Origin of the sequence: Thermoanaerobacterium aotearoense (assembly GCF_009905255.1) — a bacterium.
Lineage (GTDB): Bacteria > Bacillota > Thermoanaerobacteria > Thermoanaerobacterales > Thermoanaerobacteraceae > Thermoanaerobacterium > Thermoanaerobacterium aotearoense.
The window spans coordinates 2,348,317-2,374,074 of record NZ_CP047602.1; the positions used below are offsets into that span (position 1 = coordinate 2,348,317).

At 35.4% G+C, this 25,758-nt stretch carries 28 protein-coding genes, 3 tRNA genes and 1 riboswitch; of the genes, 17 read left to right on the top strand and 14 right to left on the bottom strand.

Annotation, left to right across the window (positions count from 1 at the left end):
* Positions 1-15 precede the first annotated feature (15 nt).
* The 6 genes from GSH73_RS11760 (at position 16) to GSH73_RS11785 (ending at position 5,179) form a co-directional block, all read left to right on the top strand.
* Positions 16-294, top strand: coding sequence for an ACT domain-containing protein (locus GSH73_RS11760; RefSeq protein ID WP_014757843.1), 279 nt, complete (start codon positions 16-18; stop codon positions 292-294).
* Positions 295-327: 33 nt separating this feature from the next.
* Entirely contained in the window at positions 328-1,692 is a 1,365-nt protein-coding gene (locus GSH73_RS11765; RefSeq protein WP_014757842.1) for a PFL family protein, read from the top strand.
* Between the two features lie 88 nt (positions 1,693-1,780).
* Positions 1,781-2,275, top strand: coding sequence for an RNA polymerase sigma factor SigX (locus GSH73_RS11770; RefSeq protein ID WP_038069208.1), 495 nt, complete (start codon positions 1,781-1,783; stop codon positions 2,273-2,275).
* A 3-nt stretch (positions 2,276-2,278) separates the two neighbouring features.
* Positions 2,279-3,421: a DUF2275 domain-containing protein gene (locus GSH73_RS11775; RefSeq protein ID WP_014757840.1), complete on the top strand. Its 1,143-nt coding sequence runs from the start codon at positions 2,279-2,281 to the stop codon at positions 3,419-3,421.
* A 4-nt stretch (positions 3,422-3,425) separates the two neighbouring features.
* Positions 3,426-4,331 carry an ABC transporter ATP-binding protein gene (locus GSH73_RS11780; RefSeq protein WP_014757839.1) on the top strand — a complete coding sequence of 302 codons (906 nt, stop codon included), beginning with the start codon at positions 3,426-3,428 and terminating at the stop codon, positions 4,329-4,331.
* Positions 4,325-5,179 (top strand): ABC transporter permease, encoded by an 855-nt coding sequence (locus tag GSH73_RS11785; RefSeq protein WP_014757838.1) that lies wholly within the window; start codon positions 4,325-4,327, stop codon positions 5,177-5,179. Before GSH73_RS11780 ends, GSH73_RS11785 begins: the two co-directional genes overlap by 7 nt.
* A 3-nt stretch (positions 5,180-5,182) precedes the next feature.
* On the opposite strand, the gene menA is transcribed toward GSH73_RS11785, so the two are convergent.
* Both menA and GSH73_RS11795 read right to left on the bottom strand, forming a co-directional pair.
* Positions 5,183-6,127 (bottom strand): 1,4-dihydroxy-2-naphthoate polyprenyltransferase, encoded by a 945-nt coding sequence (gene menA, locus GSH73_RS11790; RefSeq protein ID WP_014757837.1) that lies wholly within the window; start codon positions 6,125-6,127, stop codon positions 5,183-5,185.
* Positions 6,128-6,207: 80 nt separating this feature from the next.
* Positions 6,208-6,606, bottom strand: coding sequence for a DUF1284 domain-containing protein (locus GSH73_RS11795; RefSeq protein WP_014757836.1), 399 nt, complete (start codon positions 6,604-6,606; stop codon positions 6,208-6,210).
* A gap of 71 nt (positions 6,607-6,677) precedes the next feature.
* Here GSH73_RS11795 and GSH73_RS11800 point away from each other — a divergent pair, with 71 nt between their 5' ends.
* Positions 6,678-6,839: a CDIF630_02480 family spore surface protein gene (locus GSH73_RS11800; RefSeq protein ID WP_013787058.1), complete on the top strand. Its 162-nt coding sequence runs from the start codon at positions 6,678-6,680 to the stop codon at positions 6,837-6,839.
* 33 nt (positions 6,840-6,872) lie between these two features.
* Here the strand turns inward: GSH73_RS11800 and nifJ are convergent, their stop codons facing one another.
* Positions 6,873-10,391 (bottom strand): pyruvate:ferredoxin (flavodoxin) oxidoreductase, encoded by a 3,519-nt coding sequence (gene nifJ, locus GSH73_RS11805; protein WP_014757835.1) that lies wholly within the window; start codon positions 10,389-10,391, stop codon positions 6,873-6,875.
* A 206-nt stretch (positions 10,392-10,597) separates the two neighbouring features.
* Here nifJ and GSH73_RS11810 point away from each other — a divergent pair, with 206 nt between their 5' ends.
* The 4 genes from GSH73_RS11810 to GSH73_RS11825 are packed head-to-tail and all read left to right on the top strand — an operon-like array spanning position 10,598 to position 13,860.
* A complete protein-coding gene (locus tag GSH73_RS11810) occupies positions 10,598-11,212 on the top strand; it encodes a TetR/AcrR family transcriptional regulator (protein WP_014757834.1) in 615 nt (204 codons plus the stop codon).
* A gap of 6 nt (positions 11,213-11,218) precedes the next feature.
* Positions 11,219-11,962, top strand: a complete 744-nt coding sequence (locus GSH73_RS11815) for an HlyD family secretion protein (RefSeq protein WP_014757833.1) — start codon at positions 11,219-11,221, stop codon at positions 11,960-11,962.
* 13 nt (positions 11,963-11,975) lie between these two features.
* The gene (locus GSH73_RS11820; RefSeq protein ID WP_014757832.1) at positions 11,976-12,719 is read left to right on the top strand and encodes an ABC transporter ATP-binding protein; all 744 of its coding nucleotides are present in this window, start codon (positions 11,976-11,978) and stop codon (positions 12,717-12,719) included.
* Positions 12,720-12,735: 16 nt separating this feature from the next.
* Positions 12,736-13,860 carry an ABC transporter permease gene (locus GSH73_RS11825; protein ID WP_014757831.1) on the top strand — a complete coding sequence of 375 codons (1,125 nt, stop codon included), beginning with the start codon at positions 12,736-12,738 and terminating at the stop codon, positions 13,858-13,860.
* 14 nt (positions 13,861-13,874) lie between these two features.
* Here GSH73_RS11825 and GSH73_RS11830 read toward each other — a convergent pair whose 3' ends face one another.
* On the bottom strand, positions 13,875-14,432 hold the full coding sequence (locus GSH73_RS11830) for a hypothetical protein (protein ID WP_014757830.1): 558 nt from the start codon (positions 14,430-14,432) through the stop codon (positions 13,875-13,877).
* Positions 14,433-14,736: 304 nt separating this feature from the next.
* Here GSH73_RS11830 and GSH73_RS11835 point away from each other — a divergent pair, with 304 nt between their 5' ends.
* Positions 14,737-16,014, top strand: coding sequence for a uracil-xanthine permease family protein (locus GSH73_RS11835; RefSeq protein WP_014757829.1), 1,278 nt, complete (start codon positions 14,737-14,739; stop codon positions 16,012-16,014).
* Between the two features lie 58 nt (positions 16,015-16,072).
* On the opposite strand, the gene GSH73_RS11840 is transcribed toward GSH73_RS11835, so the two are convergent.
* The 6 genes from GSH73_RS11840 to GSH73_RS11860 all read right to left on the bottom strand — a co-directional run bounded on the left by GSH73_RS11840 (position 16,073) and on the right by GSH73_RS11860 (position 21,893).
* Complete coding sequence (locus GSH73_RS11840) at positions 16,073-16,408, bottom strand: phage holin (RefSeq protein ID WP_014757828.1); 336 nt, start codon at positions 16,406-16,408, stop codon at positions 16,073-16,075.
* A 6-nt stretch (positions 16,409-16,414) separates the two neighbouring features.
* Complete coding sequence (locus tag GSH73_RS11845; RefSeq protein ID WP_014757827.1) at positions 16,415-17,068, bottom strand: N-acetylmuramoyl-L-alanine amidase family protein; 654 nt, start codon at positions 17,066-17,068, stop codon at positions 16,415-16,417.
* A 124-nt stretch (positions 17,069-17,192) separates the two neighbouring features.
* The gene (locus GSH73_RS11850; RefSeq protein ID WP_014757826.1) at positions 17,193-18,845 is read right to left on the bottom strand and encodes a cobalamin B12-binding domain-containing protein; all 1,653 of its coding nucleotides are present in this window, start codon (positions 18,843-18,845) and stop codon (positions 17,193-17,195) included.
* Positions 18,842-19,942, bottom strand: a complete 1,101-nt coding sequence (locus tag GSH73_RS11855) for an NAD/NADP-dependent octopine/nopaline dehydrogenase family protein (RefSeq protein WP_014757825.1) — start codon at positions 19,940-19,942, stop codon at positions 18,842-18,844. Before GSH73_RS11855 ends, GSH73_RS11850 begins: the two co-directional genes overlap by 4 nt.
* A gap of 110 nt (positions 19,943-20,052) precedes the next feature.
* A riboswitch (cyclic di-AMP (ydaO/yuaA leader) is annotated at positions 20,053-20,176 on the bottom strand.
* Between the two features lie 496 nt (positions 20,177-20,672).
* Positions 20,673-20,825 carry a putative holin-like toxin gene (locus tag GSH73_RS13790; protein ID WP_349267013.1) on the bottom strand — a complete coding sequence of 51 codons (153 nt, stop codon included), beginning with the start codon at positions 20,823-20,825 and terminating at the stop codon, positions 20,673-20,675.
* 258 nt (positions 20,826-21,083) lie between these two features.
* Positions 21,084-21,893 carry a methyl-accepting chemotaxis protein gene (locus GSH73_RS11860; protein WP_432416189.1) on the bottom strand — a complete coding sequence of 270 codons (810 nt, stop codon included), beginning with the start codon at positions 21,891-21,893 and terminating at the stop codon, positions 21,084-21,086.
* Between the two features lie 233 nt (positions 21,894-22,126).
* Here GSH73_RS11860 and GSH73_RS11865 point away from each other — a divergent pair.
* The 5 genes from GSH73_RS11865 (at position 22,127) to GSH73_RS11885 (ending at position 23,160) form a co-directional block, all read left to right on the top strand.
* Positions 22,127-22,216 (top strand) — tRNA-Leu (locus tag GSH73_RS11865).
* Between the two features lie 14 nt (positions 22,217-22,230).
* A tRNA-Met gene (locus tag GSH73_RS11870) sits at positions 22,231-22,306 on the top strand.
* Between the two features lie 5 nt (positions 22,307-22,311).
* Positions 22,312-22,385 (top strand) — tRNA-Met (locus tag GSH73_RS11875).
* A gap of 246 nt (positions 22,386-22,631) precedes the next feature.
* Positions 22,632-22,898, top strand: coding sequence for a hypothetical protein (locus tag GSH73_RS11880; RefSeq protein ID WP_160175249.1), 267 nt, complete (start codon positions 22,632-22,634; stop codon positions 22,896-22,898).
* A gap of 13 nt (positions 22,899-22,911) precedes the next feature.
* Positions 22,912-23,160: a hypothetical protein gene (locus tag GSH73_RS11885; protein ID WP_160175250.1), complete on the top strand. Its 249-nt coding sequence runs from the start codon at positions 22,912-22,914 to the stop codon at positions 23,158-23,160.
* Positions 23,161-23,301: 141 nt separating this feature from the next.
* Here GSH73_RS11885 and GSH73_RS11890 read toward each other — a convergent pair whose 3' ends face one another.
* From GSH73_RS11890 to yabQ, 4 genes are all read right to left on the bottom strand, one after another.
* Positions 23,302-24,219: a Ppx/GppA phosphatase family protein gene (locus tag GSH73_RS11890; protein ID WP_014757755.1), complete on the bottom strand. Its 918-nt coding sequence runs from the start codon at positions 24,217-24,219 to the stop codon at positions 23,302-23,304.
* A gap of 41 nt (positions 24,220-24,260) precedes the next feature.
* Positions 24,261-24,683: a S1 domain-containing RNA-binding protein gene (locus GSH73_RS11895; RefSeq protein ID WP_014757754.1), complete on the bottom strand. Its 423-nt coding sequence runs from the start codon at positions 24,681-24,683 to the stop codon at positions 24,261-24,263.
* Between the two features lie 93 nt (positions 24,684-24,776).
* Entirely contained in the window at positions 24,777-25,076 is a 300-nt protein-coding gene (locus tag GSH73_RS11900; protein WP_014757753.1) for an FtsB family cell division protein, read from the bottom strand.
* Positions 25,077-25,143: 67 nt separating this feature from the next.
* A complete protein-coding gene (gene yabQ, locus GSH73_RS11905; RefSeq protein ID WP_014757752.1) occupies positions 25,144-25,620 on the bottom strand; it encodes a spore cortex biosynthesis protein YabQ in 477 nt (158 codons plus the stop codon).
* Positions 25,621-25,758 lie beyond the last annotated feature (138 nt).

The following is a 25,758-nucleotide window of genomic DNA, read 5'->3' on the forward strand; positions in this document are numbered from 1 at the left end:
GAGGGAGTGTTTTTTATGAGTGAACAAAAGGCCATAATATCCGTAATTGGTGTCGACAGAGTGGGAATAATCTACAATGTATCAAAATTGTTAGCAGAAAACAACATCAATATCTTAGACATCAGCCAAACAATATTAAAAGACATCTTCACAATGATCATGATAGTTGATATAAAAAATTCTACAAATGACTTTAACATATTAAAAGAAGAACTTAAAAATTTAGGCGAAAATCTTGGAGTCAAAATCGACATTCAGAAAGAAGACATATTTAGAGCAATGCACAGATTATAAACCTAATTGTTTTAACTGAAAGGAATGATTGAAATGGGCTTTGCTTTTGAAGAAATAGAAGAAACTATAAGGATGGTTCAATCGGAAAAGCTCGATATAAGGACCATAACCATGGGCATAAGTTTAAGAGATTGTTCAGGAGATAATGCAAACAAAATCGCTGAAAAGATCTACGATAAAATAACAAGAAAAGCCGAAAATCTCGTAAAGGTAGCCGAAGAATTGGAATCTGAATTTGGCATCCCCATTGTCAACAAGCGCATATCTGTGACGCCTATAGCCATCGTTGCAGACAATATTAAAAAAGATGAGTTTATTAAAATAGCTTCGTCACTTGATAAAGCTGCAAAAAATGTAGGCGTAAACTTTATAGGTGGATATTCCGCTTTAGTACATAAAGGATTTACAGATGGCGACCTAAACCTTATAAATTCAATTCCCCAGGTTCTTAGTGAGACAGAAAGAGTTTGTTCATCTGTAAATGTAGCGACGACTAAAGCAGGCATAAACATGGATGCGGTAGCTTTGATGGGAAAAATCATAAAAGATACAGCGTATCGAACAAAAGAAAATGACGGCATAGGTGCTGCAAAGCTTGTAGTATTTTGCAACGCACCTGAAGACAACCCGTTCATGGCAGGCGCTTTTCACGGCGTCGGTGAAGGAGAATGCGTCATAAATGTAGGTGTAAGCGGACCTGGCGTGGTATTAGCAGCACTTTCAAAACTGCCAAAAAGTGCAGATTTCGGTCAAATATCTGAGACCATAAAAAAGACGTCATTTAAGATCACCAGAGCTGGTGAACTCATAGGGCGTCTTGCAGCGCAAAGATTAAATACATCATTTGGAATACTTGACTTGTCTTTGGCTCCGACACCAGAAATAGGTGACAGCATAGCAAACATACTTGAATCAATGGGACTTTCAAAATGCGGTTCACATGGCACTACGGCTGCACTGGCTCTTTTAAACGACGCCGTAAAAAAAGGCGGTGTCATGGCATCATCGTACGTTGGCGGATTAAGTGGTGCATTCATACCTGTAAGTGAAGATGCCGGAATGATAGAAGCTGTTGAAGCAGGCGCTTTATCAATAGAAAAACTTGAAGCCATGACGTGTGTATGCTCGGTTGGGCTTGACATGATTGCAATTCCAGGTGACACGCCCTATGAGACCATATCAGCCATAATAGCCGACGAGATGGCAATAGGCATGATAAACAAGAAGACGACCGCTGTAAGGATTATCCCAGCTCCCGGCAAAAAAGAAGGTGACTATGTGGAATTCGGCGGTCTTTTAGGCCATGCACCTGTTATGAAAGTAAACAGTTTTTCTCCAAAAGATTTTATAGAAAGAGGCGGCAGAATCCCTGCACCGCTTCACAGCCTAAACAATTAGTGATAAGCATGAAATAAATTTTCATGCTTTTTTTGTGTCACAAAATACAGTTCTGATGTGTTTATATAATGTAAGTCTCATGTGGGAGGTGTTCAAAATACTCGATTCATTCAAAGATATCTTTGACAAATACTACTTTAAGATCTGCCGGCAAATAGCTCTCATCATAAATGATGATGACAAAGCACAGGATATTGCACAGGAAGTCTTCATCAAATTGATTAAAAACCCTCCCCACGATGATGAAAATATAGGAGGCTGGTTATCGAAAGTGGCTATCAATCAAGCACTAAACTTCATCCGCTCAGAAAAGAACCTTAAGTCAAGGGAATTAAAAGTATATCAATTTAACGATGATTTTGCATCACCAGAGGATATAGCAATTGAAAAAATAGAGATGGATAAAGTGAGAAAAGTTTTGTCTAAAATGGATAAGCGAGACATGCTTTGTCTCGTGCTGAAACACTCAGGCTACAATTATGAAGAAATTTCCATATCACTTGGAATAAAAAAATCATCCGTCGGAACAACAATAGCAAGAGCACACAAAAAATTCAAAGAGCTTTATGAAAAGGAGGTGTAGCATATGTGCTTCGATGAAGGGACACTGCAATCATACTTAGACGGTGAAATAGATGAATCACTAAAAGAACAGATAAAAAATCATCTTGATACATGCGAAAAATGTTCAGTCAAGTTTAATGAGCTTAAGAATTTAAATAGCTTTTTAGATAAAACTTTAAAGACGAGTTCTATCGATCTCAATGAAGCATGGGAAAATCTAAATAAAAAGGTTAAAAAAGAAGAAAGAGGTGTATTCAATATGTTTAGAAAGTACAAAAAGTATATAGCATCAGCCGCTGCGGCAGCAGTAATTACAGCGTCAATAGCATTGCCTCCTGTGCAAAAAGCGGAAGCCGAGATTTTAAGCTTGTTTAGACTTAATAATTTTAAAGCCGTAACAATAACACCAGGTGATTTATTAGATATAAAAAGCAAGTTCTATCAGGCAGGAAATAATGAAATCGACCTAAAGCAGTACGGCGATATTAAAGTAATTGGTGACTATGGTACATCCAAAGAATTCAACAAAAATGACTTAAATGAAATAAAATCTTATGTTGGCTACAATTTTAAAATTCCTCAAGATGTAAATGGTAATAATATGAGTAACAGCATCTATGTACAAAAAGGTCAAACTGTTGAATTTAAATTAAATGTAGATAAGATAAACAACCTCATAAAAACATTCGGAGGAAATGAGCTGCTGCCGGAAAACTTAAATGAAAAATCATTTAAAATAGTTTTAAGCAATAGAGTGCATATATCTTTCACAGATAAAAATGAAGCAGATTCTCCAAAAAATATAAGCTACGGACTTGATATAATGAAAACCCCTGAGATAATTGTACCAGATGGTGTCGATATTGATGCGGTAAGAGATGCTATCATAAATATGCCGTTTATTCCAGACGACATTCGAAATCAAATAGCCAGCATAAAAGACTGGAAAAGCACCATACCAGTGCCTATAACAGACAAAGATACCGCAAAAAATATAACAATAAATGGAAATGACGGAATCGTAGTCTCAAGAAATTCAGGAGATCCCAATAACTCAGAAGTATTTTCATACCTTGCATTAAATGATAATGGTGTAATATATTTGTTCAGTGGAAATGATATTTCACCAGACGAGCTTATAAAAATAGCAGAATCCATGAGGTGATGAAATGATACTTGAAACGCAGAACCTTACAAAACAGTTTGATGGTAAAGGCGGATTTAAAGATGTAAATATTTCTATCGATAGCGGAATGGTTTTTGGATTTCTCGGTCCAAACGGCGCCGGAAAAAGCACGTTTGTAAAAACTATGGTGGGGCTTTTATACCCCACCTCTGGTTTTGCTTGGATCAATGGCTTTCCCATCGGCACTATAGAATCAAAAAGAAAAATTGGATTTCTTCCTGAAAACTTCAAGTACTACGACTGGATGACAGGAAAAGAATTGATGAAATTTCATGCAGAATTATACAAGATGAAAAAAACAGATAAAAAAATTGAAGAGCTTCTTGATCTGGTTAAGCTTAAAGGGCATGAAAATAAAAAAGTAAAAAATTACAGCAAAGGGATGCAGCAAAGGATAGGACTTGCCATTGCTCTTTTAAATGATCCGGAAGTAATCTTTTTAGATGAACCCACATCAGCCCTTGATCCTGTTGGGCGCATTGATGTAAGAGAAATAATAAAAAGGCTAAAAGATGATGGTAAAACAGTCTTTTTAAACAGCCACTTATTAAGTGAAATCGAAATGATCTGCGACGAAGTCGCAATTATAAATCACGGGCATGTGATAGCTGAAGGAAAGCTTAAAAACCTATTAAGCAAAAATACCTATGTAGAGATGGTTATATCAGATTATAATAGCGAATTAATCGAAAAGATTTCTAAGTTAGCATATGACATTGTATTTAAAGATGGCAAACTTACATTTAAAGTAAAAGACAAAGACAGTATCCCTAATATCGCAAAAACTGTCGTAGATTCCGGCGCAAAACTGTATCAATTGGATTCAAAAACGAGTTCATTGGAAGATCTGTTTATAAATATAGTTGGAAAGGATGAGGATGTATGCTGACAATGGCAAAATACACCATTAAAGAGATGATTAAAAAGCGTGCATTCCTCCTAATTGCAATACTTACAGTAGGATATCTCTTTATTTATGGCTATGGATTAAGCTTAGCTTTTGATGGCAACAATCAAGTTATAAATAATACGCCAGATGTAGCTAAGATATTGCTTGAATCACAGCTTCTTTCAATTGGACTCTATTTTTCAAATTTTATAATAGCTTTTTTGATAGTTCTGACATCAGCAGGAGCTATTTCAGGCGATGTAGAAAGTGGAGCTATATATGCAGTGCTGGCAAAACCAATAAAGCGGCATGAATACGTACTTGGCAAATTTATCGGCCTTCTCACAATTATTGTTGTCTACAGCACATTGTTATTTCTTTCAATAATTGGACTTAATATAGCTTTTGGGACAAAAATATACTTAGGATTAGGGAACGTCTTCCGGGCATTATTCTTTTTTAACCTTGGTCCAGTAGTCCTTTTATCTTTAGTAATCGCCTCAAGTTCAGTAATGTCAACTGTAAATACAGGTATATTAGCAGTGATGGCCTATGGTATAGCAATGATAGGCGATGTTCTGGAACAGTCCGGAGCAGTATTTTCGAATGCATCAGCGCAATCTCTTATAAACATAGGCATCATAACCAGTTTAATCTTACCAACGAATGTAATATTCCGAAAGATGAACGCTGTACTCCTTACTCAAAATACAGGTTTAATCTTCATCACTCAAGGACCTCTTGGTGGCACCTCACAGCCAAGTCCTATTATGTTTGTGTACATCGCCTTGTATATCTGTTTTTTGCTTTATTATGGAACAAAGAAATTTGAAAAAAGAAATTTATAGCCGTTATAAAATCAATCCCAGCCCTATAGCGATTATCTCTGCAACATTCATAATCAAAAAGTTTTTAACAGACAATGGAAATGTATCTTTCTTTGTCTGGACTTTATAAAATTTTCTTATGTTTTTATTTACAGGTACAAATGTCAACAATACAATAAGCGCCAACAAAGGCAGCACCTTTAAAATCACAAGGACCACAATGTCAATGTATGAAATATAGTATAAAGCCTTAAACAATTTTAGGGCTTTTTCTTTTCCTATGTAGATAGGCAGTGTATAGCGCCTGTTTTCTAAGTCGTCCTCAATGTCGCATATATTGTTGGCCAGCATTATATTAGCAATTCCCATCACCGCTGGCAACGATGTAAAGAAAATTTTTAGTACAACAGATATATCAAACCATACATTGAAAATGCCATCGCTGTATGTAACATAAGCTATATTTTTGTCGTATACATGGATAAAAACAGATAAAAATACAATCACAAATCCCATAAAAAAGCCTGAAAAAATCTCCCCTAATGGCATCCTGGATATTGGTATGGGCCCAAATGAATACAAAATACCAACTGCAAATGACATCATGCCAATCAAAAGCACTACTAAATTTGTGCGCAAATAAAGTATAAATCCTGAAACAGACGCTATAAGAAGAAGTACAAGTATAGTTATTAAAACGGTTGACTCAGATAAATTATCCCTTACAATTGCGTTGTGTTTCTCATAATTATACCCGTGAGTTTTATTTGCCTTTTTGTAGTCCATATAGTTATTAATTGCGGTAGTAACCATATCAAACGAGATGAGTGATATAAACATAATTAAAAAATTAACAACTTTGAATTCATGAAAAGCGTACAATGCATATACAGTTCCCAGCATAAACGGTGTCACGCTGGCAGCCTTCGTCTGTATCTCCACTAATTTTAAAAAACTCCTTACTGTCATTTTATTTCCACTTCCTCCTTTTTCCCTTGTGATTTTATTTTAACATCAAATCACAATTAAAAAAATACTAACATTTTTAATCATCTTAAATTTTTCAATCCATCCACACAATATCCATATTCTTTCCAATTACAATTACGGCATATACCATTCATAATATCCTCGGTCATAAATAATTTTATATTAGCCATAATCTCGCTATATTTCATTGATTCTCCAGGTTTTATGTGAATGCTTTCGAGCACAGCATCATCCATTTCTTTAATGCTGTCTTTATGATGTTCATTTTTGCACACACCAGAGAAATTATTTGGGCATTGCTCGCAAATGTTATCCACATTATCCACAAGCTTTATAAACACATCACCGTCATTTTTAAGCTTTTTCACGATTTTATCCATGTTTTTGATAAATTCTTCATCATATCCTAAGCCTTTAAAGCCTAACATACACAAAAGATGGTGCCCTCTTATAATCATGTAAAAACCTCCTAAAATTCGCATAATAAAATAATACACAATGATTATACTACATTTTAAGGAGTGATTTTATGATTAGAAAAAGCAAAAAATATTATAAGGAACCTATTGAAAAGCACGAAACAGCCTCATGGGCGAATATTAAAGAAAATGCCAGCAAAGCAAAAGTACCTATTCCAAATGAGATAGAAGTCATAAATGCTAAAGAATGGGTAGATGAAAACGAAAAGTAAAAGTATGGCCTCATTAAGCTGAGGCCATACTTTTTAAAGTTGGGAAAGAGCCTTATACATTTCAAATCTCTCTTTTGCGTCTTTCGAAGACTCATCATACAGTTTTTGTGCCAAATCAGGGAAAAGGGTCTCCAATGACGAATACCTTATTTCGCCTTTTAAGAAGTCTATGTAAGGCGCCGTCGGTTCTTTCGAATCTAATATGAATGGATTTTTACCTTCGGCTTTAAGCTCTGGATTGTACCTATAAAGATGCCAATACCCTGTATCCACAGCTTTTTTCTCTTCTTTAATGCTTGTACCCATTCCTGATTTTATCCCATGATTTATACATGGCGAATAAGCGATTATAAGTGAAGGTCCTTTGTATTTCTCCGCTTCAGCAATCGCCCTGACTGTGTGGTTCATGTTTGCCCCTAAAGCGATTTGTGCCACATAGACGTATCCATAGCTCATAGCCATTAATCCCAAATCTTTTTTCTTTATCTTTTTCCCAGATGCCGCAAATTTTGCAATAGCTGCCGTAGGCGTAGATTTTGACGACTGACCGCCGGTATTGGAGTAAACTTCAGTATCCAGCACAAGCACATTTACATCTTCCCCAGATGCCAACACATGATCCAATCCTCCAAAGCCTATATCATAAGCCCAACCATCACCGCCTATTATCCAGTGGGACTTTTTGACAAGATAATCTTTCAGTCTGTATATTTCCTGTACTATTTTATTTGATTTTAAGTTTTCACGGCTAATTATATTTACAATTTTACTTGACGCAAGTTGAGATGCTTCACCATCGTCCTTATTGTTTAACCAATCTACAAAAGCATCTTTCAACTCATCAGGTATCTGAGTTTTAAGCGCTTCAGAGATCAATTCTCCAAGCCTCTGCCTTATCTTCTTATTTGCGAGGTATATACCGTATCCGTACTCCGCATTATCCTCAAAAAGAGAATTTGCCCACGCAGGTCCTTTGCCTAAATCATTAGTTGTATATGGTATTGATGGTGCGCTTCCACCGTATATTGACGAACATCCTGTTGCATTTGCTATTATCATCCTATCGCCAAACAATTGTGTCAATAGCTTTATGTAAGGAGTCTCTCCGCATCCAGGGCACGCTCCATTGAATTCAAATAGAGGCTTAGAAAATTGGCTTCCTTTCAGAGTAGTCTTTTCCATCACATTATCTTTTGGCTTAATCTTTACAGCATACTCCCAGTTGTCAGCTTGGCTCTCTATTTCTCCTTCTGCCATCATCATTACAAGAGCTTTTCCCGGTGCCGGACATACATCTGCGCAGTTGCCACATCCTGTACAGTCTAATGGGCTTACCTGAATGCGATACTGAAACGCTTCAAGCCCTCTACCTACCGCCTTTTTGGTCTCAAAAGTAGGCGGTGCATTCTTCACTTCCTCATCGTTTAGCAAAAACGGCCTAATTACAGCGTGAGGGCATACTAACGAACATTGGTTGCACTGTATACATTTTTCTATCTGCCATTTCGGAATCATTACAGCTATGCCGCGCTTCTCGTATGCGGTTGTTCCTAATGGGAATGTGCCATCTTCCATGCCTGAAAAAGCACTTACAGGCAAATCATCACCTTCATTCTTTGCCATAGGTCTTTGTATTTTGGTCAAAAATTCTGGTTCGTCTTTGACAAAGCCTTCATTTTCAACGGCATTTTCCCATGAAGCCGGAATATTCACTTTTCTCAAGGACTCCAATGTCTTATCAACAGCTTTAATGTTCATATCGACTATATTTTGCCCTTTGCTGCCGTAAGTCTTTTGTATTGATTCTTTTAAGTACCTAATGGCATCTTCAAAAGGTATTATATTGATAAGCTTAAAAAACACCGTCTGCATTATCATGTTTATCCTGCCGCCTAAGCCTACTTCTCTTGCAATAGATATGGCATCGATTGTATAAAAATTTATCTTGTTTCTGGCAATGTACCTTTTCATAGATGCCGGAAGTTTTTCGTCAAGTTCTGCTTCACTCCACAGACAGTTTAAGACAAAAGTTCCACCATTTTTTAGCCCCTTTAAAACATCATAATTGTAAATAAATGACTTGTTGTGGCACGCTATATAATCGGCATGATACACAAGATAGCTGGATTTTATAGGTTTTTGGCCAAATCTCAAATGGGATATGGTAGTACCTCCAGATTTTTTGCTGTCATATTGAAAATAGCCTTGCACATAAAAATTTGTATTATCACCGATTATCTTTATGGCTGATTTATTTGCACCAACTGTTCCATCTGAGCCTAAGCCATAAAATTTACAGCTTACAGTTCCCTGTGGTACAGTTTCTATCAATTTACCTGCATCCAAAGACGTCATAGTCACATCATCTTTTATTCCTATAGTAAATCTGTCTATAGGATTGTACTTTTTAAGATTCTCATACACTGCTATGATTTGCGACGGAGTCGTATCTTTTGAGCCTAAACCATATCTACCTCCTACTATTAGAGGCTTATCTTGTTTGCCAAAAAATGCTTTCACCACATCAAGATATAAAGGTTCACCGATAGAACCCGGCTCTTTCGTCCTATCCAATACAGCTATCCTCTTGACTGTGCTTGGAATGACATTTAAAAAGTGTTTTTCTGAAAACGGCCTGTAAAGCCTAACTTTTACAAGACCAACTTTCTCGCCTAACCCCAAAAGATAATCAATCGTTTCCTCAATTGTCTCACATACAGAACCCATCGCTACTATCACATATTCAGCGTCTTTTGCGCCGTAGTAATCAAACAAATGATACTCCCTACCTGTCAGCTCTTTTATTTTCTCCATGTAGAATGAAACTACATCTGGCACCTTTTCATAAAACTTATTTGATGCTTCCCTTCCTTGAAAGTATATGTCAGGGTTCTGAGCAGTTCCTCTGACTACAGGATGTTCGGAGTTTAAGGCCCTATTCCTAAATTCATTTATTGCATCATAATCTACAATCTTTTTTAGATCCTCGTAATCAATCACTTCAATCTTTTTTATCTCGTGGGATGTCCTAAAACCGTCAAAAAAGTGTAAAAATGGGACTCTTGACTTGATGGCACTAAGATGTGCAATACATCCTAAGTCCATCACTTCTTGAACGCTATTTGACGCAAGAAGTGCAAATCCTGTTTGCCTGCATGCCATCACATCCTGATGATCCCCAAAAATTGATAAGGCATGTGCAGCGATTGCACGGGCACTTACGTGAAAAACACCAGGCAAAAGCTCACCTGCAATTTTGTACATATTTGGTATCATAAGGAGAAGACCCTGTGATGCTGTGTATGTAGTAGTCAGTGCACCTCCTTGCAATGATCCATGCACTGCTCCTGCAGCACCTGCTTCTGATTGCATTTCTACGACTTTGACCGTATCGCCAAAAATATTTTTTTTGCCATGTGCAGACCATTCATCTACACTCTCTGCCATTGGCGATGACGGAGTAATAGGATATATGGCCGCAACCTCTGTAAATGCGTATGATGCATACGCTGCAGCAGTATTTCCATCCATCGACTTAAATTCTACAGACATAAATATTTAGCCCTCCTTTTTTAAACAAAACATTTTTGCTAAAATTAGTATTTCATAAAAAATGATTATCATACACATATCTGCCAATTTACCTTTATCTTAATGGACTTTGATGGCACAATATAAATTTTTATCATATTGACAATTTTTTCATCGTAGAATATAATAGATAAAAAATGAGTGAGCACTCACTTGGAGGTGTGTAAATGAAAAAAGATGACATTTCAACAGAAGAAAAGATCATAAACGCATCAATTGAGCTTTTTAGCGAAAAAGGCTTCGACAGCACAAAGACAAGCGAAATCGCCAAAAATGCAGGCATCGCAGAAGGAACTATATTTAGGTACTTTAAGACAAAAAAAGATATACTTATGTCCATCGTCACAAAGGCGATCCAATTTTTTTCTGAGAAGTTTATCGTATTGCCTCTAAATAAAGTCCTTCACTCTGAAAAGCCAGAAGAGGAAATTCTCGCAGATCTATTGAAAGACAGGTATGAAATGATCACAAAAAATTTCTCAATAATCAAAGTGATAGGTACAGAAGCATTGACAAAAGAAAAAATACGCGAAAAATTGGTGGAACACGTCGCAATAAAGACATTGGAAATAGGAGAAGAATTTTATCAGAGTGGTATTGAAAAAGGCATATTTAGAGATTTGCCTCCACGCACTGTTGTACGCTCGCTGTTTGGCTCCGTAATAATGCTTATAGCAGAACAGCAATTTTTCCCTGATGACAAAAAGTCAAAAGACGTTGAAAAAGAAATCAGCACTATCGTGGAGATCTTTATGAATGGCATAAAATCGAGAAAGGAGTAGTGATCTATGAAGCGTTTAATGTCGTTTATAGTATTATCGGCCATATCAGTATTCATCGTCTCAGGATGTTCAAATACAAGTTCAAATGAAAACAAATACTCTGGAACAATTGAAGCAACAACAGTAAGCGTTCAATCAGAAATATCTGGCCGCATTTTAGATTTATACGTTAGTCCAGGTGAACAAGTTAAAAAGGGAGACAAGATAGCTTTGCTTGATGTCAGCCAATATGAAGAACAGGCAAAAGAAGCAAGAGCGGCTCTCGATATGGCAAAATTAAATTACGAACAAATCAAAAATGGACCCAAGGAACAAGCCGACATTGCAAATCTTAAAGTAGAGCAAGCTCAAGCAGCCTATGATCTGTCTAATCTAATGGTTAAAAAAGGCGCCATAACATCTCCTATTAGCGGTACTATCACAGACACATATTTTAATGCAGGTGAAATCGTAACTTCAGGCGGAAATATAGCCGAAATATCTGATCTAAACAATCTTTGGATTAAAATATACGTTCCAGAAAAATACTTGTACAAAGTATCCCTTAATAAAGATGTTACCATAAACGTAAGTTCCATTAATAAGAAAATAAGCGGTAAAGTCGTGTACATTTCTCCAAACGGCGAATTTACGCCCAAAAATACTACTACAGAGTCTTCAAAAGAAGACATAGTTTACGAGGTAAAGATACAAATAAAAGATAATGTTAAAGAGTTAAAGCCTGGAATGCTGGCAGATGTGACTATATGATGAAGGTGATAAAATGGAATACGTTATAGAATTAAAGGATTTGACCAAGCGCTTTGGCAACATCACTGCCGTGGATAAGCTTTCAATTAAAGTTCCATCAGGCAAAATCTTCGGTCTATTAGGTCCTAATGGATCTGGAAAGTCAACAACGATACGAATGATATGCGGAATAATAAAACCCACATCTGGTCACGGCACAGTCCTTGGCTTCGACATTGTAAAGGAAAGTGAAAAGATAAAGAAGTCCATCGGATACATGTCACAGAAGTTCAGCCTTTATGAGGATTTGACTGTTAAGGAGAATATGGATTTTTACTCCAGCATATATGGGCTTGACAAAAAAGAAAGAATCGAGAGAGAAAAAATCATAATCGACATGATGGAATTACACAATCGCGAAAATCAGATAGTCGGCACACTGTCTGGCGGCTGGAAGCAAAGATTGGCTCTTGGATGTGCCCTTTTGCACAATCCAAAATTCATCATACTTGATGAACCTACATCTGGTGTAGACCCTGTCTCGAGAAGGCTTTTCTGGAACACAATAAAAAAGCTTACATCAGAGGGTCTATCTGTATTAGTCACGACACACTACATGGAAGAAGCTCAAGAAAGTGATTTTGTCGCATTCATGTTTAACGGCCATCTTTTGAAGTTTGGCACACCTTCAGAAATCATTAAAGAAAACAATTCAAACAACCTTGAAGATGTCTTTATAAAATACGTCAATGAGCATGGCGGTATGGACAAATTGTAATGAAAGGATAGTAAATATGAGTATTTCAAGGCTTTTTGCCATTATAAAAAAAGAATTTATACAGATAAAGAGAGATAAGCCAAGTCTAGTCATATCAATAGTGATGCCTCTTGCTATGCTTTTTCTTTTCGGGTACGCCGTATCTACAGAAGTAGATCATATACCAATGGCAGTATTTGACCAAAACAAGACGCAAGAAAGCCGGGACTTTATAAATGCCTATAGAAATTCACTGTACTTCAATCCTGATTACTACGTAGATAATATTGATGAACTCAACAATCTGATAGATGCAGGAAAAGTAAAAGCTGGACTTATCATTCCACCAGATTTCTCTCAATATAAAGATAAGATGACAAACGTACTGCTTAAAATCGACGGTTCCGATCCTACAACAGCCAGGACTGCACTGTCCAGCGGTATAATGGTTGCTCAATACTTCTCAAACAAAAATACAGAGAAAGAATTAGCAAAGAAAGGTATGCACATACCTAATATAGGCATAGACTTAAGCACAAAAGTCGAATACAACCCTGATTTAAACACATTGACATTTACCATACCTGGACTTTTAGGATTAGTAATGCAGAACATAACGATAATATTGACGGCTTTTGCCTTAGTAAGGGAAAAAGAAAAAGGCACAATGGAGCAGCTTATTGTGACGCCTATAAAGTCAGTAGAGCTTATGATAGGAAAATTGATACCATATATTCTAATCGGATATATAGATTTTCTGATGGTTCTTGCTTTAAGCATTTATTGGTTCCGCGTCCCTGTAAATGGCAGCATATCTTTACTGCTTCTTTTAGGCTTTGATTTTATAATATGCGCTCTCGCTATAGGTATGCTTATATCGACAGCAGCAAAGACTCAGACACAAGCAATGCAAGGTGCTTTCATGGTGCTTTTGCCTACAATAATTTTATCAGGCTTCATATTCCCAAGAGAACAAATGCCCTCTGTCATAAGAGCAATAAGTGATGTAATTCCACTCACATATTTTCTCGATATATTGAGAGGAATAATAATAAAAGGAGTAAGCGCAAACATATTATTAAACCAAATCATAATTATGACATCTATGGGATTTGCACTCCTTTTAATCGCCGTACTAAGATTCAGAAAGAGGCTTGACTAAGCCTCTTTCTGCAATTATTTGGCATTAATAAACTTAGACGAAATATTATTCATGACTTCGTATATTCTTGATGTACTTTCAAGTCTTGGATATTTCAAATTTACAAAGTTTGATTCCTTAATAAATTTAAGATACTCATTAAATAAGATATCATATTTATTTGACATATTTTTTATATAATTTTCATCCTGTATGTTAACTTTATTACTATGTATATCACCAATAACTTTATCTGTTGCTTCTTTTATATTATGAAGAAAACCATATTCAAAATATCCAACATTTTTACTATTCAATTTACCTTTTAAAATATATAAATTATTATATTGAACAAAATATTCTAAATTTTTATAACTATCTTCTATCAATTGTTCATCATGAAAATCCTTAAATTTCACACTTTCTAAAATTGCTCTATTTTCATCCATTAGATTTGCATAATAGTAAAGATAAACCAATTCGTGTTTATAGATAAAATATTTAGAGATTATTATTGATAATAAAATTATTATCGATATATTCATCAATATAAATAAATATAATAACTTTCTATTTTTAAATTTAACTATCATTAAATATCCACATCCTATCAAAATTTTTTACATTTCTATTTTAAAACTTTTTGTAAGTCGTTCCAACAAAAGATTTTTGTAAGTTGTCAACATTTTTAACGATTTTGTTTTAACAGCACAAATTGCAACTTTAAAATATTATATAGACATTCCCATTTTCTTATGTTATAATTTGTATAGTTTAATAAGACCCTTTAAAATTAGTCCAGTGAGGCTAAAAAGGAGGAACGATATTGCTGCATATCTATATGTTTATCCTCCTTGAGAGGGTTTTTTTATGCCAAAAATTAAAGGAGGAATCGTCATGAAGAACAAATTTTACGGTATACAAGATGTACCGCCTATCAATGAAGCTGTCCCACTGTCATTCCAGCATGTATTTGCAATGTTTGGCGCAACAATATTGGTACCGCTTTTGACAGGATTAGACCCTGCCGTAACATTGTTTACATCAGGACTTGGCACATTAATATTTCACTTAATGACAAAAGGAAAAGTTCCTGCATATTTAGGTTCATCATTTGCATTTATCGCCCCTATAATCGCAGCGACAAAAGCTTACGGCGTAAGAGGAGCTTTCACAGGCATGATAGCCGCGGGGCTTGTGTACGTGGCAGTTTTCATAATAATAAGCTTAACCGGCATAGACTGGATTGAAAAAATTCTTCCATCCGTTGTAGTAGGTCCAGTTGTAATGATTATAGGCTTAAGCCTAGCACCAACAGCTATACAAGAGGCACAAAAAGATTTGCCTACGGCTTTAGTTACAGCCGCACTTGTCATAATCTTCAGCATGTTTGGAAAAGGATTCATGAAGGTTATACCAATCTTATTAGGAACCATTGGCGGATATATCTTCGCCATATTTAGAGGTCTTGTAGATTTTTCTCCTGTCTTAAAGGCATCGTGGATTGCTGTACCGAAATTCTCATTTCTTGTCGGTCATTCACCTGTGCTTGCATGGGGTGCCGTGACACTTATTGCACCATTAGCATTAGTCGCAATAATCGAAGATTTAGGCCACGTCCTTGTAATAGGAAATATAGTCGATAAAGATTTGATAAAAGATCCAGGTTTCCATAGAGTGATGCTTGGAAATGGCTTAGCAACGTCAATAGCCGCACTGTTCGGCGGTCCACCAAGTACGACGTATGGAGAAAATATAGGCGTATTAGCCATGACAAAAGTATACAGCTCAAGAGTCATAGAAGGCGCCGCTGTCATAGCGATACTTCTAAGTTTTATCCAGAAGATAGGCGCACTTATACAAGTCATACCGCAAGCTGTAATGGGCGGTGTCACCATAATCCTATTTGGAATGATTGCAGCCGCAGGTATCAGGACATTAGTGGAAAATAAAGTTGATTTTTCTGACAGCAGAAATTTGATAATAGCATCAGTCATTTTGACTCTCGGTGTTGGCGGCATTAAAATAGGATCAGGAAATTTCGTGTTTGAAGGTGTCGGCCCTGCGACATTGGCAGGCATAATCCTAAATTTAGTTCTTCCTAAAATCAAACTTGCAAAGCCGAAAGATGAAAAATCCAAAGTTAAAAACGACAGCGTCATTACACAAGCGTAAAAAATAACTGTTGCAAGCTATTTTAAATAGTCTTGCAACAGTCATTTTTTCTTTTAAATCAAGTTTTTTTGCTTGTGGTACTAAGTCCTTTTAGGTTTAATACGTAGTTCATCTCAAACACAGCAGCTTCAATTAATTTGTCTATTTCTTCATCCGTCAGCTTGTTTCCTACTATCTTCTTTATTAGGTTTACTGCTTCTGCCTTTTTATCAGCACCATTTCCCGCACCAAATTCCTGTTCTACTCCCCTTACAATCATTTTAGCTATCTCGAAATACCTTTTTGTCTTTTCAGTGCCTATCTTTGAATACAAATAATTTATGACATAGCCCAATGTGGCAAGTATTAAAAGTTGCAGCCCTGCTGTCAATATGGTCATGATTAAATCTTTCATTCTTTTTTAACCCCCTATAATTTTTAATAATGCACCCGCAATATCTTTCCATTTCACATAGCTTTCTGGATCGTAGTAATCAGAGATTATACCCATCTGATGAAGTTTTTCTATATCACTGGAACCATTTACCTGTTTCAAGCCTACAGTATTGAATATTCCATTTGAAATAGATGCAGCATACAGATTTTGTTTATTCAAAAGAAGATCTAAATCATCCTTATTTGTTATAAATCCTAATTCAACTAAAATTGATGGCATATTTGTATGATGTAATACGTAGAAGTTAGCTGTTTTTACACCTCTATCCGTTGTTTTTAAATTTGTCACAATGGCTTGCTGCACACCTTTCGCCAATTTTGCTCCAAAAGTGCTTCCAGGATATGAATAAGTCTCTGTCCCTTTTGCTGAAGAATCTTTAAAGCTATTGCAATGAACTGAAACAAAGTAATCTGCCTTGTTTTTATTGGCAATATCGCACCTTTCGCTAAGTCCCAACGTCATATCTTTATCCCTTGTCAATATTACATCTATGCCGTTTGCCTCTAATACATCCCTCAATTTAAGAGATATGCTTAAGTTTATATCTTTTTCAAAATAGCCATATCCTATAGCACCGCTGTCAGACCCGCCATGGCCAGGATCTACAACTATTAACAATTATTCATCACCTCCTATTGTATTTACCTCTCCTTATAATATGTTTTTCTCAAAAAAATTTATATAGAAAACATAAAAAAATCGGATGTATATTTTGTGTATACACCCGATTTTTAAATATCTCCTACGCTACGATTATGAGTTTTTGATAATTTTGAATTATATTATATATTCTTTCTTCTTCTTTAATAATCCTGTTGCTATCATAGTCATAAGCATAGCACGCACCATTTATGACCTTTGTAGTCAGCATGCCACTTGCGCTTTTATTTCCTTTTAAATGCGGTGCATCTAAAATGCCAAGCTTTATAGCCTGTGATAGTGTATGTGGATCTGACAGCGGATCGCTGCACAGTGTATTAAGATCCTTTATGGCATTGATTATTACCATCGCATCATTTACAAGTTCCTCTTTCCTCTTTACAACATCAAGATCTTTAGTAAAATCCACCATGCCACGCAAAGTGTTATTCACCACAGCTTTTGTGATTTTCACACTTTCTATTATGTCATCTGGCGTTGCAGCATGATGTGCTTCGCAAAAACCTACAACATGGTATATGTGTGGCTTTATCGCCATGGAAAGATATGCGCTGGATGCAAGCTGCCCTTTTGCCTCATAAAGATCCTGCGGCATACTTGCAAGCCCTGCCCTTGCCTGTCTAAATACTTTAAAGTTATCATCCTGCAAACTCTCTACCAGTTCTATGGACGCCAGCATTTTAGCAAGATCCATTTTGGGAGATGCGGTAGGAGGAACATTAAACATAAACTGCGCTATATACGTCTTTACACCCATTTTCTTCGCATTGTACGCTGCAATGTAGCTTGCCGCCACATAAATAGCATCATGTGCATCTCTAAGTCCCCAATGGTGTGCTTCATTTACTTCAACAGGTATATTTCTGTCAGCATGCCATTTCATCAACATCTGATTCTCTCTAATTGACTCCTCCACTTGTCTTGGCCCTCTGCCATCTAATACATTGTACCAACAAAGGGGTATAGCAGCCCAGGCATTATTTATCGTGTCTTTTAACATTTTTGCCATTTTAAAGACATCATTTGTTCCACTGTAACATCTAAGCAAAGGATAATTTCCACGCCTTGACTCATCGTAAAGTCTTTTAAATTCTTCTTCAGTTCTTATAGGTACGCCACCTGCCCCATCAAGTGATTCTTTATAATTCTTATCAAAAAAGTGCTCTTGTGTGTTTTGATCAGGCGCTATCGATATTACATCGAGAACTTTTTCTTCCGCGATTCTCCTTACACCTTCAAGCGTATCATCATACGAAGGCAGTCCAAAGTGATGTCTTATTATAGGATACGGATAGCTTTTTTCAATCCTTTCAACCACATCTTTACCGTATTCTTCTTTGCTATATACGGTTTTCTTTCCTCTTAGATATGAAACTGTGTGCTCATCACCAAAAGTTCCATCAAAAATTTCCTCAAATATCCCTGATTCTTTAGCAATTAGACAATTTGGCTCCGTCCCTCCAAATATCCATCTAACATTGTCCAAACTATATTTTCGTATTTTATCTCTAAGCTCATTTAATATGGATTTTAGTGCCTCTGGAGTCAATCTATAGCTTACACCTACTATGTCAGGTTTCTTTAAAAGCACTATTTCTATCAATCTATCAATAGATGTAGCAGGACCTAAAAATTCCACTCTATACCCTTCCTGCTCCGCCATATTTAAAAATCTATATACTCCCGCAACATGAACATCATTTTCTATGGAAGCTGCAATAATATACTTTTTCATGCGACAGTGATCTCCTCCTTTAACCCCTCTATCATTTCCTTTATTTCTTCTACACTTTTTCCTTCCAATCCCAATTTCCCCACTGTGCGTCCGATTTTCCAGTAGTTTACCTCATGCATGCATGACGCCAGATGAATTATAGAATCTATAGTATAAGTAGGAATGCCTAATTGTTTGCCAATTGATGAAATAGGCACCAAGCTCATTGGCACATCTTCAAAAATGTACCTACAATCAAGATTCTTTGGCGCTAACAAGCCTCTATAAGCATCTGTATTCTGTATCGCATCGTACAGATTATCTGCAATAACGCCGTATGCATCTTTAAGCCAATCAAGTGCTGTAACAGCATTGACGCCTAAAGCGTGAGCAACTGCTATTCTCTCTCTGTCCATTCTTTCCAATATTTTGGCAACCGATGGCGATATTCCTTCCAAATAATATTGAAAATCACCTTCTGTAGTCTCTATTCTTGCAGAGTTCAAAAGTGTAGGCGCTGGATGAAAGATAGAACCTATGTTATTCAAACTGGTCTCTAATACATTTTCAGCAGGCACTATTTGCGAATAAGCCAACCTCAATAAATCAACAACATAATCAGCTTTCCAAGACGGTATAGCTGCCAGTGAAACTACATCTTTTATTTTAAATATTTTCGACACACCATTATTCGATCTGCAAGCATATATAAACGTATCAGTCTCTGCAATTACCACATTTATATCATCTCTAATTTTGACAATGTTATAGAATTCTATCGCGCCAAAAGTCCTGCCCGGATTCAAAACTATTATCTGATCATTTCTTAAGTGCGGTAGCATTTCATAAGCTATATCCCTGTGTCCAGAGGCAGGGACAGTCACCATGATTATGTCTGCATCTTTTATAGCGTCTTCCATACTATCAGTGACCATATTAATCTTTGCAAATCCATCTACCACACCCTCAAGATAGATACCGCCATTATTTAAGATAGGAACTAATTTTTCACGAGACCTGTTGTACAAATTAACTGTAAAACCCTTTAGCGAAAGATGTGCCGCCATTGCCTGCCCACCGTTGCCGGCACCAATGACAGAAAAAATAGGTAATCTCATCTTAAAAAACCTCCTTCTATTTTAGGGTATTAAAAAAGCCATAGAGAAAATCTATAGCTTGAACCCGGCAACTAATAGAAGGTAGTTGTACCGAATATATTCATGCTATTTCCTCCTCTTTCAACGCTTACGAGGTTAGCTGACGGGTTAGGGTCGAAAGATAACCCCTCCATATAAATGGATTCACCCCAAAATTGGTTTCCCCGCTTCATACGAATTCAGCGTTATAGCATATTATTGAATTAATTAAATTATACCATAGCAAAATCTCATTTGCAAATATATTAAAAAAATGTAAATTTTGTAACAAAACTGTGTCTAAAAATATCAACCTTTTAAAAATTTGTTTCAATTCATCATAAGTTGGCTAAAAATCTTTATTCATTTCCTTTTATAAAGCCATTCTCTTTTTAAAAAAGGCAATTTCAAGCTATCATGCTTCATAACTTAGCAGTCTTTCCTCCTCGTATAAAACTTTCCATCCGGCATTTATAATCAAACAAAACCAATGCTCTTTTTTGTTAGCGCAAAATTCGCATTCACTTAACCATACATATTGACTCATATATACCATAAATGTAAATTAAAATTAATTTTTTATTCGTTGGATTTCTGCTGTTTACTTTTATTCTTATCGTGTTATAATATAAGTAAGAGTAATCGGCACCGCAAAGTGCGGTCGCCCAGCGTAAGTTATAAATTTATAACCACTCTGGTTGCAGCAGGGTGGTTATTTTTTTCTGTTAAAACTAAGAAGTGCTATGACGAACATTCCAAACATTATCATTAAAGATAACGTTTCATATGTATTCATCATATGCAACCACCTCCCTTCGCGGGAAAGTGGCAACCACACCCTGCCATATCCGATTACTCTATCCATATAATACCACAATTATATAAACATCTACAATATAAAATATATAATCTGCTTCTAAACCAGTAACTTTCCAAATAAAGCTCTCTTTCTCCGTCTATTTGGTAATACCATCTCAAATGTTTGAAACAGCAATTGACAGAAGCAAATTATTACCTCTATAAAAACAAAAGCACTCCTGCAAAATAAGCAGAGGTGCGCTATAAATTCGGATTTTTGTTTTGAGCAGAGCGAAAATGAAAAATCCACACTGCTTTTATAATCCTACAAACTTCTAGATAGATCTTCTAAAAGCCGAGAAGTAGCACTTAATTCCTCTATAGAAGAACTAATTTCTTCAAAAGCGGTAGCTTGCGTCTCAAAAAATGAACTTGATTCATTTATTTTGTCAGATATACTTTTTATGGATTCCTGTATTTTTTCTAATATCGAGTCTATTCTACTTATTGATTCACTGCTGCTATTAGATAGCTTTCGTATTTCTTCAGCAACTACACTAAAGCCTTTACCCTTTTCGCCAGCTCTTGCAGCCTCAATAGCCGCGTTCAAACCTAATAAATTCGTCTGTTTAGAAATGTTTTGAACAAATTTTAAAACATCATCAGTACCTTTCGTATTTTCAATAGCTTTATTTACTTCTTCCAATATCTTAGTATTAGAATTAACTACAATCTCAACTCCAGAGGAAACCTCCTGAATTGATGAAGATATTTGCTCAAGTGATGATGCCAAACTTTCTGATAGTGACAATACTTTATGTCTTTTCTCTAAACTTTTCCCCATAAGTAGGACTCCAATTACAGTGTTATCGTAATCTTTTATAGGGATAGCATATGACTTAAATGGCACTCCATATACTTCTTTTGGTACATCTTTTATAATATAGTTTCCAGTTCTAAGAGCTTCAAAGGCTGCTCCACCCTCTGGAATTGCATCGCCTACTTTTGCATTAATAGGAAGCTCATCGCAATTTTGTATTTCTAAATATTTTTCATTATCTACAATAGCAAAAGATACACTGTCCTCAAAAAGCAAAGGTAAAAAAGCTGTTAACTTATGAAAAAAGTCAAGCATCTCATCTTTAGATATAGTTATCAATCTTAACCCTCCTTGAGTTGTTAATTTTTTAACTTCTTGTAAAGTACTATAATAAATTATATAAAATTAACGACTTTTGTCAAATTTAGTTAGTATATTTAAATCCCGAAAAGACATGATTTCATTTGCAACACAAACTATATTCATAAAGGTATTGACTTATTGTTCTTTATGTAATATAATTAATGATGTCGCTGGTTGATGTGAGTGCCGGAGTGGCGGAACTGGCAGACGCACAGGACTTAAAATCCTGCGGGCCTTTAAAGCCCGTACCGGTTCGATTCCGGTCTCCGGCACCAATTAAATAGTGCATCGCGGGGTGGAGCAGTTGGCAGCTCGTCGGGCTCATAACCCGGAGGTCGCAGGTTCAAGTCCTGCCCCCGCAACCAAACATGGCGGCGTAGCTCAGTTGGCTAGAGCATGCGGTTCATACCCGCAGTGTCGGTGGTTCGACTCCACTCGCCGCTACTTCCAAGTAAAATCAACAGTTTGAGGTTTTTAAAAAACATATAGTCAAAATGAATGAGCATAATCATTTACCAAGAAAGGTGAGTGATTTTTTTATATGTTTTTTTAATATAAGATAATATTAAATACATTAAATAAACATGAAAAAAGCTTTAAAATGAGTCTTAAATACTATTGAATTTATAAACTTTATAAATTAGAATAAATCTATGAGAAAAATTTTGTGCCAAAGAGAGGTTTTTGTTGATGGAGGAAGAAAAAATTCTTTTTTTGTTGGAAAAAATCAACAATAATATAGGAGACTTAAATAAAGCAATAACTGATTTGAGGTCAGATGTAGATAGTATAAAAGAAGAAATGACTGGTTTAAAATCTGAAGTTTATAGTGTAAAAGAAGAAATGACTGATTTAAAATCTGAAGTTTATAGTGTAAAAGATGAAATGGCTGGTTTAAAATCTGAAGTTTATAGTATAAAAGAAGAAATGACTGATTTAAAGTCGGGAAGTGTATAATGTAAAAGAGGAAATGACTGATCTAAAATCTGAATTACATACTGCAAAAGAAGAAATAAAGAAACTTGGCACTAAGATTGATAATGAGATAACTGATAAAATAAGAGCTTTATTTGATGATAGACAGATTGTTCACGAAAAAATTGATGAAATAAGTGAAAAAATTGATAGAGTACAAATAGATGTAAACAACATGACGATTAAGACGTTATATCATGACAATAAAATATTGGAATTAGGACAAAAGCTGAGCAACAGGTAATCTCAGCTTTTTTGTTTTTTCTCTATATACAGCAAAATAAGCATCGGTTATTTCTTCCAAAGCTTGTAATCCATCTTTTTCTCCATTGTGGTGCATATATTATTTGCATACAGCGCCATAAATTAATTGCCTATTTTCCCATTAGTTTTTCCCATTAGTTTCTTTTATATATTTTTCTACTAAAGCGCCCTCCAAATTATCCCACTCGCTTACGGTAATTGAAGTGCAGTTCAAAAGTTTTAAAATTGTATAGACTATTATTGTGCCAGCAACGATAATATCAGCTCTTTCAGGCTGCAAGCCATTTAAAAGTCTTCTTTCGTCCAAGCTCAACGACATCATTAAATCCAGCAACCTTTTTATTTCGCTTTTACTGAGCACATATCCATGAACTAATTCTCTCGAATACATTTTTAAATCCTGTGACATAGCAGCAAGTGTTGTTATTGTGCCACCTATGACTACTATATCTGTAGGTATTTCTCGATTCTCGCTTATAAACGGCGTAAGCATGTCTGTTATATATAGGCTTATATTATTATACTCATCAATCGAAATAGGATCATTCTTTACAAATTTCTCAGTAAGTCTTAAAGCACCTATGTCAAAACTTTTTTTCACGAGGTTTTCATTAAGATATGAAAATTCTGTGCTTCCTCCACCAACATCTAAAACCAGCACATTATCTTTTTTTGTTCCGTACGAGACACCAATATATCCATAAAGGCTTTCAGTCTCACCATCTATTATATCAACATTTATACCAAGTTTTGTAAGTTCATTTATAAGACTATCAGCATTTTTAGCATCCCTAACTGCAGATGTAGCAAAAGCATATATATCTTGTACCTTGAGATTTTCAGCATCATCTAAAAAAGCTTTTATTGCATTTGCTGTTCTTCCAATAGCATCAGTGGATAATTTTGCATTTTTCGACACAGAATCTCCAAGCCTCGTTATTTTAACATCCTTCTTTATGTGTTTAATATTTTCTCCATCCACATCGCAGACAAGATGGCGGACAGAATTTGTTCCTATATCGATAACAGAACACCTCATATTAGTCCTCCCATAAAAAATCTTCGGGCTTACCCGAAGTTTTAATAACTAGCGTTTCTTTTATAACCGCCGCCTCTTCTTTTTGAATCAAAATTTTTCTTAAGCTGCTGCTGCCTTTCGTCAGAATCCTTTAAAAATTTTGATATCCTTTCTTCAAAAGATATATTATTATTCCGATTGTTATAATTGTCACCGTCATAGCCTTTGTTGCTTTTTGCCTGTTTTGGCTTTGGCAAAGCCTTTTTTATTGATAGGCTTATTCTTCCGCCCTTATCCATAGAAAGAATCTTTACCTTCACCTTGTCGTTTTCTTTCAAAAACTCGTTTATGTCTTTTACATACGTGTTAGCAACTTCTGATATGTGGACTAGCCCTGTTTTGCCTTCTGGTAATTGAACAAACGCTCCAAAATCTGTGATGTTTAGAACAGTTCCTTCAACTACCTCTCCTACCTGAAATGGCATATAAATGTTTATCCTCCCTCTTTTTATTTGATTACTAATATGTTTATTATATATTAAAAAGTCATTTCTATCAAGCATATTAAAAAATTCGCCTTAATTCGAGGAATTTTGTGTATCCTTAGCAGTATCTATAAACATTATCTCTCCTTTTTTGATAAGCCCTAATTTTTGCCTGGCTTCATTTTCGATAAATTCATCTGTCTTTATATATTTTATCTGATTATTTAATTTTTTATTCTCTTCTTCAGCAGCATTTACCTGCGTAGTAGCCGCATTCAATTTTTTATCCAGCACATTTAACGTCATTTGCTGTTTTACAAGCGTAAATAATATGTACACGACAAAAAGAATCAAAAGAGCAGGTTTTAACTTCATTTTTCTCCTTTGTTTCATGGTTAACATACCTCACACACACATTTTTAGTCTTTTAAATATATTCGACATTTATTAGAAAAATCCTTTATTTTTTTCTCTTAAAAATATTAAAATGTGATATTGTATTATTGATTAATTTACCGGGAATGCCCAGTACCTTTGAAATATATCGTAAAGGCACCGATAAAATTTTATAAATAGCAACAAATGGATATGATGCAATTTTATATACCCATATCACTGTATTTTTTATGACCTTATAAAAAAATAGCAGTATTTTCATCACAATAGGGCTTAAAAATATATCGTACAAAAGTATGCCAATCAAAAGACCAAGAAATGAATAAAACCTTATTTCTGCGTAATTACTTACATATAAAAAAAATATAAATACGATTGTAGCCAATATCCAATAGATAATATCTCCTATGTCAGTTCCAATCCTCTTTGGCCTTAGTATAAATCTAAACAATTTATATATATCGTATAAAATAGCGATTATTATGCCACCATATAACATGACAAGAAAAGAATAAAGTTGACTCTCAACATTCATTACCATTTACATTATACCTCCTCATATTATATTATATTTATGTGGGAATTTGATATGATTCATTTAATGCGCCAACCGATATTCATGACAATCTTACATAACTTTCAATCTTAAACAATTTGCGAAGTTTAAAAATCTAAACAA

Excerpts from the sequence above, each read along its gene's own strand:
- GSH73_RS11760 (WP_014757843.1), top strand. The coding sequence starts at position 16 with ATGAGTGAACAAAAGGCCATAATATCCGTAATTGGTGTCGACAGAGTG.
- GSH73_RS11765 (WP_014757842.1), top strand. The coding sequence starts at position 328 with ATGGGCTTTGCTTTTGAAGAAATAGAAGAAACTATAAGGATGGTTCAA.
- GSH73_RS11775 (WP_014757840.1), top strand. The coding sequence starts at position 2,279 with ATGTGCTTCGATGAAGGGACACTGCAATCATACTTAGACGGTGAAATA.
- GSH73_RS11780 (WP_014757839.1), top strand. The coding sequence starts at position 3,426 with ATGATACTTGAAACGCAGAACCTTACAAAACAGTTTGATGGTAAAGGC.
- GSH73_RS11785 (WP_014757838.1), top strand. The coding sequence starts at position 4,325 with ATGCTGACAATGGCAAAATACACCATTAAAGAGATGATTAAAAAGCGT.
- menA (WP_014757837.1), bottom strand. The coding sequence starts at position 6,127 with ATGACAGTAAGGAGTTTTTTAAAATTAGTGGAGATACAGACGAAGGCT.
- GSH73_RS11795 (WP_014757836.1), bottom strand. The coding sequence starts at position 6,606 with ATGATTATAAGAGGGCACCATCTTTTGTGTATGTTAGGCTTTAAAGGC.
- GSH73_RS11800 (WP_013787058.1), top strand. The coding sequence starts at position 6,678 with ATGATTAGAAAAAGCAAAAAATATTATAAGGAACCTATTGAAAAGCAC.
- nifJ (WP_014757835.1), bottom strand. The coding sequence starts at position 10,391 with ATGTCTGTAGAATTTAAGTCGATGGATGGAAATACTGCTGCAGCGTAT.
- GSH73_RS11810 (WP_014757834.1), top strand. The coding sequence starts at position 10,598 with ATGAAAAAAGATGACATTTCAACAGAAGAAAAGATCATAAACGCATCA.
- GSH73_RS11815 (WP_014757833.1), top strand. The coding sequence starts at position 11,219 with ATGAAGCGTTTAATGTCGTTTATAGTATTATCGGCCATATCAGTATTC.
- GSH73_RS11820 (WP_014757832.1), top strand. The coding sequence starts at position 11,976 with ATGGAATACGTTATAGAATTAAAGGATTTGACCAAGCGCTTTGGCAAC.
- GSH73_RS11825 (WP_014757831.1), top strand. The coding sequence starts at position 12,736 with ATGAGTATTTCAAGGCTTTTTGCCATTATAAAAAAAGAATTTATACAG.
- GSH73_RS11830 (WP_014757830.1), bottom strand. The coding sequence starts at position 14,432 with ATGATAGTTAAATTTAAAAATAGAAAGTTATTATATTTATTTATATTG.
- GSH73_RS11835 (WP_014757829.1), top strand. The coding sequence starts at position 14,737 with ATGAAGAACAAATTTTACGGTATACAAGATGTACCGCCTATCAATGAA.
- GSH73_RS11840 (WP_014757828.1), bottom strand. The coding sequence starts at position 16,408 with ATGAAAGATTTAATCATGACCATATTGACAGCAGGGCTGCAACTTTTA.
- GSH73_RS11850 (WP_014757826.1), bottom strand. The coding sequence starts at position 18,845 with ATGAAAAAGTATATTATTGCAGCTTCCATAGAAAATGATGTTCATGTT.
- GSH73_RS11855 (WP_014757825.1), bottom strand. The coding sequence starts at position 19,942 with ATGAGATTACCTATTTTTTCTGTCATTGGTGCCGGCAACGGTGGGCAG.
- GSH73_RS13790 (WP_349267013.1), bottom strand. The coding sequence starts at position 20,825 with ATGGATAGAGTAATCGGATATGGCAGGGTGTGGTTGCCACTTTCCCGC.
- GSH73_RS11860 (WP_432416189.1), bottom strand. The coding sequence starts at position 21,893 with ATGCTTGACTTTTTTCATAAGTTAACAGCTTTTTTACCTTTGCTTTTT.
- GSH73_RS11880 (WP_160175249.1), top strand. The coding sequence starts at position 22,632 with ATGGAGGAAGAAAAAATTCTTTTTTTGTTGGAAAAAATCAACAATAAT.
- GSH73_RS11885 (WP_160175250.1), top strand. The coding sequence starts at position 22,912 with ATGACTGATCTAAAATCTGAATTACATACTGCAAAAGAAGAAATAAAG.
- GSH73_RS11890 (WP_014757755.1), bottom strand. The coding sequence starts at position 24,219 with ATGAGGTGTTCTGTTATCGATATAGGAACAAATTCTGTCCGCCATCTT.
- GSH73_RS11895 (WP_014757754.1), bottom strand. The coding sequence starts at position 24,683 with ATGCCATTTCAGGTAGGAGAGGTAGTTGAAGGAACTGTTCTAAACATC.
- GSH73_RS11900 (WP_014757753.1), bottom strand. The coding sequence starts at position 25,076 with ATGAAACAAAGGAGAAAAATGAAGTTAAAACCTGCTCTTTTGATTCTT.
- yabQ (WP_014757752.1), bottom strand. The coding sequence starts at position 25,620 with ATGGTAATGAATGTTGAGAGTCAACTTTATTCTTTTCTTGTCATGTTA.